The sequence below is a fragment of the Gammaproteobacteria bacterium genome, from assembly GCA_003696665.1.
In the GTDB taxonomy this organism is placed as follows: Bacteria; Pseudomonadota; Gammaproteobacteria; order Enterobacterales.
The window spans coordinates 1-12,103 of sequence record RFGJ01000562.1; the positions used below are offsets into that span (position 1 = coordinate 1).

The 12,103-nt window shown below is 49.9% G+C and carries 11 protein-coding genes; 1 reads left to right on the forward strand and 10 read right to left on the reverse strand.

Annotated features, from left to right (window positions below):
- The 10 genes from D6694_13685 to sdhC form a co-directional block, all read right to left on the reverse strand.
- Nucleotides 1–911, reverse strand: a 911-nt coding sequence (locus D6694_13685) for a chemotaxis protein (protein ID RMH36633.1), incomplete at its 3' end; no start/stop codon positions are given.
- Nucleotides 912–979: 68 nt separating this feature from the next.
- Nucleotides 980–1,828, reverse strand: a complete 849-nt coding sequence (locus D6694_13690) for a PHP domain-containing protein (protein RMH36634.1) — start codon at nucleotides 1,826–1,828, stop codon at nucleotides 980–982.
- Between the two features lie 96 nt (nucleotides 1,829–1,924).
- Nucleotides 1,925–2,797 (reverse strand): succinate--CoA ligase subunit alpha, encoded by an 873-nt coding sequence (sucD, locus tag D6694_13695; GenBank protein RMH36635.1) that lies wholly within the window; start codon nucleotides 2,795–2,797, stop codon nucleotides 1,925–1,927.
- Nucleotides 2,794–3,963, reverse strand: coding sequence for an ADP-forming succinate--CoA ligase subunit beta (locus D6694_13700; protein RMH36636.1), 1,170 nt, complete (start codon nucleotides 3,961–3,963; stop codon nucleotides 2,794–2,796). The genes sucD and D6694_13700 overlap by 4 nt, the downstream gene beginning before the upstream one ends.
- A gap of 65 nt (nucleotides 3,964–4,028) precedes the next feature.
- Nucleotides 4,029–5,264 (reverse strand): 2-oxoglutarate dehydrogenase complex dihydrolipoyllysine-residue succinyltransferase, encoded by a 1,236-nt coding sequence (gene odhB, locus D6694_13705; protein RMH36637.1) that lies wholly within the window; start codon nucleotides 5,262–5,264, stop codon nucleotides 4,029–4,031.
- A 13-nt stretch (nucleotides 5,265–5,277) separates the two neighbouring features.
- The gene (locus D6694_13710) at nucleotides 5,278–8,091 is read right to left on the reverse strand and encodes a 2-oxoglutarate dehydrogenase E1 component (GenBank protein RMH36638.1); all 2,814 of its coding nucleotides are present in this window, start codon (nucleotides 8,089–8,091) and stop codon (nucleotides 5,278–5,280) included.
- 179 nt (nucleotides 8,092–8,270) lie between these two features.
- Complete coding sequence (locus D6694_13715) at nucleotides 8,271–8,969, reverse strand: succinate dehydrogenase iron-sulfur subunit (protein ID RMH36639.1); 699 nt, start codon at nucleotides 8,967–8,969, stop codon at nucleotides 8,271–8,273.
- Nucleotides 8,970–8,981: 12 nt separating this feature from the next.
- Nucleotides 8,982–10,745 (reverse strand): succinate dehydrogenase flavoprotein subunit, encoded by a 1,764-nt coding sequence (locus D6694_13720; GenBank protein RMH36640.1) that lies wholly within the window; start codon nucleotides 10,743–10,745, stop codon nucleotides 8,982–8,984.
- A gap of 1 nt (nucleotide 10,746) precedes the next feature.
- Nucleotides 10,747–11,097 (reverse strand): succinate dehydrogenase, hydrophobic membrane anchor protein, encoded by a 351-nt coding sequence (sdhD, locus tag D6694_13725; protein RMH36641.1) that lies wholly within the window; start codon nucleotides 11,095–11,097, stop codon nucleotides 10,747–10,749.
- Nucleotides 11,091–11,465 carry a succinate dehydrogenase, cytochrome b556 subunit gene (gene sdhC / locus D6694_13730; GenBank protein ID RMH36642.1) on the reverse strand — a complete coding sequence of 125 codons (375 nt, stop codon included), beginning with the start codon at nucleotides 11,463–11,465 and terminating at the stop codon, nucleotides 11,091–11,093. The genes sdhD and sdhC overlap by 7 nt, the downstream gene beginning before the upstream one ends.
- A gap of 336 nt (nucleotides 11,466–11,801) precedes the next feature.
- Between sdhC and gltA the strand changes: the two genes are divergently transcribed.
- Nucleotides 11,802–12,103, forward strand: a 302-nt coding sequence (gene gltA / locus D6694_13735; protein RMH36643.1) for a citrate (Si)-synthase, incomplete at its 3' end; no start/stop codon positions are given.

Genomic DNA, 12,103 nt, shown 5'->3' on the forward strand with positions numbered 1-12,103 from the left:
AAACCGGAGAATTCTTTCCCTTCGCCTTCGTAATACCATTGTCCAAGCCGACATTGTGTATGATCGACGAAATCAGTGGCAGACTTTCGGCTATCCCCCATGACAACGCTGTAAATCTCGCTTTTCCAGACAATATGGTCAAAGGTCGCTGTCTGCAAAAAGCTGGTTGTTGCATAGTCGTGAATCAACTGCCCCATATTTTCGGTGAGCTCAAGCAGACTCCGGATCGTCTCGCCGCCCTCGGAAGCACGTGTCGCCAAATGATTGCATTTCTCGGCAATAGCTTGACTGTTTTGATCCACTGTTTCTGTTTCACTGCCAATGGTTGACACCAACGCAGCGATTTCATTGGTGGCCTCATTTGTGCGTTTAGCCAGATTTCGCACCTCATCTGCCACCACCGCAAAACCCCGGCCTTGCTCGCCAGCACGTGCTGCCTCAATCGCCGCGTTTAAAGCCAACAAGTTCGTTTGTTCCGAAATTTCGTTAATCAAGCCGACAAACTTCGCAATCCCTTCCGCCACTTTTTTCAGTTCATTGACTTGTTGGCATGACACCTTGGCATCCTCTTCAATGTCGCGCAAACCGCCAACAATGTCCCCCATGATATGCCTGGTGTCCTCAACCAATGCCCGAGCCTTATCAAACTCCCGATTCTTATCGCGGACAACCGTGGATGCATGAGCCAATTGATCGCGAGCGCCGTTGACAGCGACCATGTTGCGCATCATAAGCTCTAAAATCGTCTCCCGTTTTTCTTTGTCCTGGGCTAAGCTACTTTTTTCTTCTTCCAGCCCCTCGAGTTCCGACCGAAGTACTTCAATTTCTGAACGCAACGCCTGATTTTCACGTTCTTTTTCGGATAGTTTTTCTGTGAGTTCTTCAATCTGCTTACGGCCGAATTGAAACATGTCTCATCTCCAGGGTTTCAAAATTTCACTTGCTGTTGCTATCTATATCGACCAAGCATAGTGAATATTTAACCATTTTGAAAATCTGGCCATGTCGTCCATATCGGAACATTATTTTCAGGCAAATGGCATCGCCCCAGATCATTCCAGCCCTGTTCGGGACCGTGATAATCTGAGCCAATCGATGCCCTTAACCGCAATCGTTGACACAGACGCGATAACCAATTTTGCTGGGAAGGCTGAACACCCGGGTAGGAAACTTCAATAAAGTCGAGCCCGTCTTGAGTCAATATCTCCATCAGTTGCGTGAGGCGACTTTTTGACAGCCGATAACGCGCTGGATGCGCCAGGCCGGCATCACCACCGGCTTCATGAATGACTCGAATGACCTCAGTGGCAGTCGACCAATTCGTCCGATAGGCCAGCCGCTTTCCGCGGCGTAACCATTTTTCAAACGCCTGTCCGACGTTTTGCGCCAATTTCGCTTCAGTCAATGCTCTGGCGATATGTGAACGGCACGGCACACCCTGTCCGACAATTTTTTTGAATAATTGCGCCCAATCGATTTCTGGCCAAAAATGGCGCATTTGCGAACAAAACCATTGGTGGCGGGTTTGTCGTATTGCTTGATGTTTTGCCAGCAATTTTTGTAACTGTGGGTGAAATACGTCGATGTTAAGACCAAGTACATGAATCGTGGTGTCATGACATGTCGCTGAAATTTCAACGCCAGGCACGAAGATTGGATGCCGACCTTCGACAACACCCGACTCATAGAGCGCCGTCACGCCATCGACAGTATCGTGATCAGTAAGCGCCCATCCGGTCAATTGATTGGCATGTGCGCGTTCCCATAGGTGCCTGGGCGACAAGGTGCCATCTGAAAAATCGCTATGACAATGAAAGTCAAACTTCATAAACGTAGTGGATCACAAACGAAAGCCATGTTGTGGGCATTGTATCGAAAAAATGCCGCCATACGGCGGCATTTTCTACGATTTGCCGGCATTACCTTACCAACCCGTCACTTCCTTCAGCGCTTCGCCCAGCAATGCCGGAGAACGTACTGTTTTCACCCCAGCGGCTTCGAGAGCCGCAAATTTTTCATCCGCAGTCCCTTTACCGCCAGAAATAATGGCACCAGCATGGCCCATACGCTTACCCTTGGGCGCTGTGACGCCAGCAATGTATGAAACGACCGGCTTAGTTACATGGGACTTGATGTATTCAGCCGCCTCTTCTTCTGCTGTGCCGCCAATCTCGCCAACCATGATGATTGCTTCAGTCTGCGGGTCAGCTTCAAACATTGCTAAAGCGTCAATGAAATTGGTCCCTGGGATGGGATCGCCCCCGATACCGATACAAGTACTCTGACCAAACCCTAGATCCGTGGTTTGTTTCACCGCTTCATAAGTCAAGGTGCCAGAGCGAGATACAATCCCGACCTTACCGGGCTGATGGATATAGCCAGGCATAATCCCGATTTTACACTCACCAGGCGTAATAATGCCTGGACAGTTGGGGCCAATCAGGCGACTTTCCGTTTGATCGAGATAGGCTTTGACTTGCAACATATCCAGCACAGGCACACCTTCCGTGATGCACACGATTAACTTAATACCGGCATCGGCAGCTTCAATGATCGAATCTTTGACAAACGGCGCCGGAACATAAATGACCGTGGCATCAGGTTGCACGGCATCAACAGCTTCCTTAACGGTATTAAATACAGGCAATCCCAAATGCGTCTGGCCGCCTTTTCCTGGTGTCACCCCTCCGACCATTTTGGTGCCATATTCAATGGCCTGTTGTGAATGAAATGTTCCTTGCTTACCCGTGAATCCCTGACAAATTACGCGCGTATCTTTGTTAATCAAAACGCTCATTTTTGACCTCCAACGGCGGCGACGATTTTCTTAGCGGCATCTGTCAAATCAGCGGCGGGCTGGACGTTCAAGCCGCTATTTGCCAGCTTTTCAGAGCCGAGCTTGGCATTGTTGCCTTCAAGCCGGACCACAACTGGCACGTGCACGCCAACTTCCTTAACCGCTTCGATAATACCGTCTGCAATAAGATCGCAACGTACGATGCCCCCAAAAATATTCACCAAGATCCCCTTGACCTTTTCGTCCGACAGAATGATCTTAAACGCCTCTGTCACACGTTCCTTTGTTGCGCCACCACCTACATCCAAGAAGTTTGCCGGGTTTCCACCGTGCAGTTTGATGATATCCATGGTGGCCATGGCGAGACCTGCGCCATTGACCATGCAGCCGATATCTCCGTCCAACGCAATGTAATTCAGTTCCCATTCACGCGCACGAATTTCACGCTCATCTTCTTGTGTGGGATCGAACATATCGCGTAGATCGGCATGGCGATACAAAGCGTTATCATCTATGTTGATCTTACCGTCGAGACACAGCAACGCCCCCTCATCGGTCACGACAAGCGGGTTGACCTCTACCAGCGACAAATCCTTTTCAGTAAATAGACGCCCCAAACCAAGCAATAACTGTGTGAAGGTCTTAATTTGCTGACCCTCAAGCCCCAGACCAAACGCAAGTTCTCGGCACTGGTAAGGCAGAATTCCCAACATGGGGTCGACGATAATTTTCAATATTTTTTCAGGCGTCTCGGCTGCGACTTTCTCAATTTCCACTCCACCTTCTGTCGAAGCCATCACCACAATTCGTTGAGTCGCACGATCAACGACGGCGCCTAGATACAACTCACGTGCGATATTGCAAGGCTCTTCAATCAACAAACGGTGGACAGGTTGCCCATTGGCGTCTGTCTGATAGGTCACAAGACGGCTACCAAGCAATGACTTGGCGGCTTCTATGAGTGCTTCTTTGCTATCGACCAGTTTGACACCACCTGCTTTGCCTCGGCCGCCCGCGTGAACTTGGGCCTTCACAACCCAACGTTCAGTCGCCAGCGCGTCGGCTGCCGCCAGCGCCTCATCGACTGAACGCACAGCTTCACCTCGCGGCACAGGCAATCCGTAGTCACGAAACAGTTTTTTGGCCTGATACTCGTGTAAGTTCATCTTTTATCCCAAACGTTTTTGTTTAACACAGGGTATATCGATGCGCCGACACACCCACCTCACCATCAAACTTCCAACAACAGTCTTGCTGGATCCTCAATCAATTCTTTCACCGTCTTCAAGAATCCAACGGATTCACGGCCATCAATAATACGGTGGTCATACGACAATGCGACGTACATCATCGGTCGAATGACGATTTCACCGTTCTCAACGACTGGCCGCTCGTTAATGCCGTGCATCCCTAAAATACCGCTTTGCGGCGGATTGATGATCGGCGTCGACATCAATGAACCAAAGACACCGCCGTTAGAAATGGTGAATGTACCACCCTGCAACTCCTCAAGGGTCAACTGGTTGTTGCGCGCTTTTTCGCCAAACTCCCTGATAGTTTTTTCAATCTCTGCAAAAGACAATTGGTCCGCATCACGAATAATCGGAACAACAAGACCGCGTGGCGCACTCACAGCAATACCAATATCAAAATAGCCATGATAAACAATGTCCTTACCGTCAATCGATGCGTTGACCTCTGGATACCTTTTCAGCGCCTCGACAACGGCTTTGACAAAGAAGCTCATGATACCCAGCCTGACGCCATGCGTCTTCTCGAAGGTTTCCTTGTAACGGCGACGAATGTCCATCACAGGCTTCATGTTAATTTCGTTGAAGGTCGTCAGAATTGCCGCCGTTTGCTGCACTTCTACCAAACGCTCAGCAATACGCTGACGCAAGCGTGTCATTGGCACCCGTCGCTCTTCCCGTGCTCCTGATGGGACACTTGCCGAAGACACGGACGACGCCGTGCTTGTACTTTGCTGGCTTGTTGTGGCTTGACCCTTTAAATAGCGCTCAACATCTTCCTTGGTGAGACGTCCGTCTTTACCCGTCGCCGGAATCTGGCTTGGGTCAAGATTATGCTCAGCGACCAATCGGCGAACAGCGGGGCTCAATACCTCGTCAACCTCTGGCTTGGATGACACCGGCGCCTCTGCCTGGTCTGTCGCCTCCGTCTGTGTCACATTTTCTGTGTTCCCGGAATTGTCGGACGGTTGGGCGCCATCTGCTGGCAACAAGGTCGCCAACACTTCACCTGCCGTCACAGTTGTTCCCTCGGGTTTGAGTATTTCGCCTAGCACGCCATCCTGCGGTGCCGGCACCTCAAGCACCACTTTATCCGTCTCAATATCAACAATATTTTCGTCTCGTTCAACGCGATCGCCGGGCTGTTTATGCCAAGTGGCCACCGTTGCGTCCGCCACAGATTCAGGTAATGCTGGAACTTTAATTTCAATACTCATATCTCAATTTCCTTCAATCAGAGATTGACAAGTTTAACGCTTGTGCCACTAAGGCTTTCTGTTCTTTCTCATGCAAAGCAGGCACACCTGTCGCAGGGGCCGCTGATGGCGGTCGTCCGGCAAAGCCAAGTGTCGCTCCCTCCGGAATGGCCGCCCTGAAATTATGTTGACTGCAATACCATGCCCCTTGATTCATGGGCTCTTCCTGACACCAGACAAAATCTTTGACATGAGCATAGGGTGCCAACACAGTTTGCAATTCATCCAAGGGGAAAGGATACAACTGCTCTATCCGCACAATCGCAATATCGTCAATGCCTTCGTCACGGCGTTTCTGCAAGACGTCATAGTAGACCTTCCCCGAACACAGTACCACCCTTCGTACGCGTTCTGGTACTAAATCATCGATCTCGGGAATGACTGTGTGGAAGTGTCCGTTGGTAATGTCTTCCAATGACGAGACTGCCAACTTGTGCCTTAACAGTGATTTGGGCGACATCACAATCAGGGGTTTCCGCAAAGGACGCAATACCTGGCGTCGCAGCATATGAAATGCCTGCGCTGGTGTGGACGGTATGCAAATTTGCATATTGTGCTGGGCACATAATTGTAAAAAGCGCTCAAGTCGTGCCGACGAGTGCTCAGGGCCTTGCCCTTCGTACCCATGCGGTAACAACAGCGTCAAACCGCACAAACGTCCCCATTTATTTTCACCACTCGATATGAATTGATCAATCACCACCTGTGCACCATTGGCAAAGTCGCCAAATTGTGCTTCCCAAATCACCAGTGCACGAGGCTCTGTGGTCGCGTACCCATATTCAAAAGCAAGTACCGCTTCTTCCGACAGCACCGAATCATAAATATCAAACGGTCCTTGGTCTTGGGCAATATGCTTGAGCGGAATATAGGTTTCTCCAGTATTTTGATCGTGCCACACCGCATGACGGTGGAAGAATGTCCCACGCCCACTGTCTTGGCCTGTGATTCGCACGCGATGGCCTTCATAAACCAGTCCGGCATAGGCCAAATTTTCCGCAGCCCCCCAATCGAGTGGCTTTTCGCCTGCGTACATGGCGCGCCTATCTTCTATGATTTTTTGCACACGAGATTGCAAAACAAAATTTTCCGGCACCGTCGTCAATACATCCCCAAGGCGCTTGACTACCTCGGCAGACAAAGTCGTGTCCGCAGGATCAGTCCATTCGGCATTCAAATACGGTCGCCAGTCCACTGTAAATTCGTGTGTTTGCATCGGGATCCAGGTCGGCACCACATTTTTGCCCAACTCTAGTAACTCCCGATAATGGTCAGCTAAACGCTTGGCGTCACTGGCTTCAATCACTTTTTCCTTTTGTAATTGTTCGGCATAAAGTTTACGGACAGGCGGGTGTTTGCGGATGACCTGATACATAATCGGCTGTGTCGCCCGTGGCTCATCCGCTTCATTGTGCCCGAGGCGCCGATAGCAGACCAAATCGATCACGACATCCTTGCCGAAGGTCATCCGGTAGTCCAGTGCCAAACGCGCCACGCGAATCACGGCCTCAGGATCGTCCCCATTCACATGAAAAATCGGTGCTGCGATCATTTTGGCAACGTCAGTACAGTACCGCGTTGAACGCGCATCATCAGGACGAGATGTGGTAAAGCCTACCTGATTATTAATGACAATGTGGATCGTTCCACCCGTTTTGTAGGCGCGTGTCTGCGACATGTTAAATGTTTCCATAACGACGCCTTGGCCGGTAAATGCCGCATCACCGTGCATGACAATCGGCACAACCAGTTTCCGCTGCTCGTCAAACCGACGTTCCTGACGCGCACGTACTGAGCCTTCTACCACAGGGGCAACAATTTCAAGATGCGAGGGATTAAAAGCCAGTGCCAGATGCACGACACCACCCGGTGTCTTCACATCTGCCGAGAATCCCTGATGATATTTGACATCACCGGAATAATCTTCGTCGTCAATCTGGTAATTACCCTCGAACTCTTCCATTAATTCTTTGGGTGTTTTACCCAAAATATTGACAAGGGTATTGAGCCGGCCGCGGTGTGCCATGCCCATGACCACTTCTTTGCTACCCCGTGCGCCTGCATTTTGAATTAATTCATTCAAAAGCGGAATAAGACTCTCTCCGCCCTCAAGACCAAACCTTTTTGCGCCAGGAAACTTCGCACCGAGATATTTTTCCAAGCCTTCCGCCGCAGTCAGCAAATACAGAACTTCTTTTTTCTGCTCGGCGGATAACCCTTCCTGACCATACCGATTTTCAATCCAGCCCTGTAGCCAACGCCGCTCATCGTCGGCTTCAACATGCAAATATTCCCAGCCGACTGACCCACAATATATCCGACGGAAACGTTCAATTATTTTTCCAAGCTTTTCCTTTTTGGCCGGCTGATGAATGTCAACGAAAAATTCACGCTCAAGATCAACTTCGGACAAATCGTGGTAACCGAGCTGCAAAGCCTCTACGTGTTCGGGCTCACGTAATCCAAGTGGATCAATTTGAGCCACCCTGTGACCATGTTTTCTGTAGGCGTTAACAAGAGAGAGTACGCCAATCTGTTTCAAATCAACGGAGACAATCTGATGCGATGCCGCGACTCGCGTGCGTGCAATTTCCCGAAAATAATTTTTAATTGCACTATGAGGTATTTCGTTTTGGGCTTGGTCGTGGATCTGCTCAAAGACCTTACGCCAATTTTCAGGAACTGCGGTAGGGTCATTAAGATACTGCTCGTAAAGATCTTCTAGGTAAGAGGCGCTGCCGCCGTTGAACGGCGACGTTTTGGCCCATGCCAACATGCTTTGGTCCATGTTCGACTGCCTTCTATGACTCGGGTTATGAATCAGAAAATTCTTGATTGATAGAAAATATAGACCAGCTTTTCAGATATGCGAGTCTTTATTGGGCCGACATTATAGAGAAAGCCTGTCCGCCTTTAAACCTCTGTCCAAAAAAAATGGGGCCATTCGGCCCCATTTTTTGATACACATCATGTGCCACGTGCGGTGAGCAGTTTTTTAATTTCCCCTATCGCACGTGTTGGGTTCAAGCCTTTCGGACATACGTCCACGCAGTTCATGATTCCGCGACACCGGAACACGGAAAACGCATCCTCCAATCCAGCAAGTCGCTCATCTGTCTCCGTGTCACGACTGTCGACCAGAAAACGGTACGCCTGCAGTAGCCCCGCTGGGCCAACAAAACGATCCGGGTTCCACCAGAACGATGGACAAGACGTCGAACAACAGGCACAAAGAATACACTCATACAGGCCGTCAAGCTTTGCCCTTTCTTCTGGCGATTGTAGCCGCTCCCGAACAGGTTGCGGATCACGGTTTTGCAAATAAGGCTTGACACGCTCATATTGGCGATAGAAAAGATTCATATCAACAATCAAGTCCCTGATCACCGGCAAGCCCGGCAAAGGGCGAATGACGATTGGTGCTTTTAGTTCGGAGACGTGTGTGATACACGCAAGCCGATTCTTCCCATTAATATTCATTCCATCAGAACCACACACACCTTCCCGGCATGACCGACGAAATGCTAGGGTCGGATCCTGTTCTTTAATGCGCAGGAGCAGTTCAAGCACCATCATGTCCGAACCAGCTGGCACATCGACTTCGTAATCCTGCATGTAGGGTCGACTATCGACCTCCGGATTATAACGATAGACTGATACTTTCATGGCTCATCCTCATTAGTAAGTCCGGGCTTTTGGCTCGAAGGGCTCGACGTGGCGCGGCTTCATATTGACCGCCCGAGTTCCCATACGGTCCCCATCCGGGAAATACAGAGTGTGCACGAGCCAGTTTTCATCATCACGTTCGGGATAATCTTCCCGACTATGTGCCCCTCGACTCTCCGTTCGGAACAATGCGGCTTTCGCCGTCGCGACAGCCACTGCCATTTGGTTGTCAAGCTCAAGACATTCAATGCGTTGCGTATTAAAGACTTTCGACTTGTCACTGAGGACAGCGTCTTTAAGTCGCTCTCGCAAAGCCTCGATTTTCTTAACCCCTTCCTCCATAAACTCACCAGTTCGGAAGACACCAAAGTGATTTTGCATCACTTCTTGCATCTCCGCACGAATGACTGCGGGGTCTTCACCATCTTTGGAATTCTCCCAACGCTCGAGACGCGCTGCAGCAGCATCAATGTCATCTTGAGAAACATCAGGGAGTGACATGCCTTCGCGCAGACTCTCTTCAATATGCAACCCTGCCGCTCGGCCAAATACAACCAGATCAAGCAGTGAATTGCCGCCCAATCGATTGGCACCATGAACCGATACACAAGCACACTCACCAACCGCATAGAATCCTTCAACAATTTCATCCTCGCCCTGCTCATTCTGACGAATGACCTGACCATGATAGTTGGTGGGAATACCTCCCATCATATAGTGGCACGTCGGGATGACAGGGATGGGTTCGCGGACAGGATCAACATGGGCAAAGGTACGTGACAGCTCCAAAATCCCTGGCAATCGTTCGTTCAGTACCTTTTCGCCGAGGTGATCGAGCTTCAAATAAATGTGATCGCCTTTTTCGCCGACACCATTACCCGCGAGAATCTCCTTCATCATGGCCCGTGCCACAACATCGCGACTGGCAAGATCTTTGGCATTGGGTGCATAACGCTCCATGAAACGTTCCCCGTGCTTATTGATCAAATAGCCACCCTCGCCACGGCATCCTTCCGTGACCAGCACGCCCGCTCCATAAATGCCTGTCGGGTGGAACTGCCACATTTCAATGTCCTGAATGGCAAGGCCAGCACGAATGGCCATTCCAATGCCATCTCCGGTGTTAATGAGGGCATTAGTTGTCGACTTATAAATACGACCTGCCCCGCCGGTCGCAAAAACTGTCACTCGACCCCGGAAGAAAGCAACTTCTCCGGTTTCAATACACATCGCCACAACGCCGGCAATACGGTGTTTTCCGCTTTTAACCAGATCAATGGCATACCACTCACTGAAAACATCTGTGCCAGCTGCCAAATTCTGCTGATACAAGGTATGTAACAAGGCATGCCCAGTGCGGTCTGCCGCAGCCGCAGTACGAGCCGCCTGCTCCCCGCCGAAATTTTTCGATTGCCCTCCGAAAGGCCGCTGATAAATTCGGCCATTTTCCAGCCGCGAGAATGGCAGCCCCATGTGTTCAAGCTCATAGACGGCATTGGGCCCTTCTTGACACATATATTCGATGGCGTCCTGATCGCCAATGTAGTCAGACCCTTTGACCGTATCGTACATGTGCCAGCGCCAATCGTCTTCATGACTGTTGCCCAGCGCGACGGTAATGCCGCCTTGGGCCGATACTGTATGTGAGCGCGTTGGAAAAACCTTGGAAATCAGTGCCACTTTGTGGCCCGCTCTGGACAGTTGCAGCGCAGCACGCAGCCCCGCGCCACCGGCGCCAACAATGACCGCATCAAAACTCTTAGTCACCATACCCATTTTAAAGCCCCCAGATTAATTGCAGGCCCCATGCGAGCACCATTAGACAGTACAAAATCACAACCACTTGAAATAACAACCGAAGTCCATTGGGCTTAATGTAGTCGGTCGATACTGTCCATAATCCAATCCAAGCATGGGCCACCAGACTCAGCAAAGCGACAAATGAATAAATCCGAAAATAAGGATCCGTGAACAATTGGCGCCAAACAGTTTGTGTCATGACGCCATCCATCGACACGATAAAGCTCGCCAGATAGACCGCGTATAGCGCCAAAATGACAGCGCTCACGCGCTGAATGATGAAGTCATGTAATCCAGAACGGCCAAATGCAGTGGCAGACGTTACCATACCCAGACCCCCCATGCGATAAAGGAAACAGCACTGAAAAGCAACACCAAAATTGCGCCTGTGCGTCCTCCTTGCTTGGTCTCACCGATGCCAACATCCATCAGTAGATGACGAATGCCTGCGATGACGTGATAACTTAATGCACTCAAGATGGCCCAGAGCATAAACTTGCCCAGACCACTGCTCGTGTGCGCCACCACAGTGTTGAACTCAGAGGCCGTTCCCAAGACGCCAGACAGCATCCATAAAACGTAAGGTAATGCCAAAAACAACACCACGCCACTTATCCTGTGAAGAATGGAACTAATGGCAGTGATCGGCATGCGGATGGTTCTAATATCAAGATTAACAGGTCGATTCGTGTTCATGTTTTTTACTCGTTTTGGCTAGAATTGTAGATGACACACATTCGAACTCTGGCTCGGCGCAATACGAATCGATTGACTACATAGTTCCGTATCCCGCCGCTCGCAAGTATAGAACTCCAACACGATAATCGCAATTGGTCTATACTTGAATTCTTCGCCACGCGCGCACTGAAGATAAAATTTGATCGCAATCAGTGTCGCGATTTGACTTTCGTGAGAACCTGATTATATTGGCTGCCGGTTTTTCGTTGAAACATTCGTTTAAAACCACAACCTGTCTGGCGGGTCTGACCAAGTGTCGCCGCAAAATTGGGTGAAAAAACAGGAGCAAAATCCATGACTGAAAAAGTCGCCAAATTATTACTACCGGGTGCTGAAGAAGCGATTGAGCTCCCAATGTACCAGCCCACGTTAGGCAATGAAGTCATAGATGTTCGAAGCTTAAACAAGCACGGCGTGTTTACATACGACCCGGGCTTCATGTCCACTGCATCATGTGAATCAAAAATCACATATATTGATGGTAAGAAAGGAATTCTGCTCTATCGGGGCTACAGCATTGACGATTTGGCTGAGAAAGCTGATTTTATGGAAGTGGCCTATCTGCTTTTGTACGGAGAGCTCCCAACACGTCAACA

Coding starts and splice junctions, on each gene's coding strand:
- D6694_13720 (RMH36640.1), bottom strand. CDS start 10,745: ATGGGTATGGTGACTAAGAGTTTTGATGCGGTCATTGTTGGCGCCGGT.
- D6694_13700 (RMH36636.1), bottom strand. CDS start 3,963: ATGAACTTACACGAGTATCAGGCCAAAAAACTGTTTCGTGACTACGGA.
- sucD (RMH36635.1), bottom strand. CDS start 2,797: ATGAGCGTTTTGATTAACAAAGATACGCGCGTAATTTGTCAGGGATTC.
- odhB (RMH36637.1), bottom strand. CDS start 5,264: ATGAGTATTGAAATTAAAGTTCCAGCATTACCTGAATCTGTGGCGGAC.
- D6694_13710 (RMH36638.1), bottom strand. CDS start 8,091: ATGGACCAAAGCATGTTGGCATGGGCCAAAACGTCGCCGTTCAACGGC.
- sdhC (RMH36642.1), bottom strand. CDS start 11,465: ATGAACACGAATCGACCTGTTAATCTTGATATTAGAACCATCCGCATG.
- sdhD (RMH36641.1), bottom strand. CDS start 11,097: ATGGTAACGTCTGCCACTGCATTTGGCCGTTCTGGATTACATGACTTC.
- D6694_13715 (RMH36639.1), bottom strand. CDS start 8,969: ATGAAAGTATCAGTCTATCGTTATAATCCGGAGGTCGATAGTCGACCC.
- D6694_13690 (RMH36634.1), bottom strand. CDS start 1,828: ATGAAGTTTGACTTTCATTGTCATAGCGATTTTTCAGATGGCACCTTG.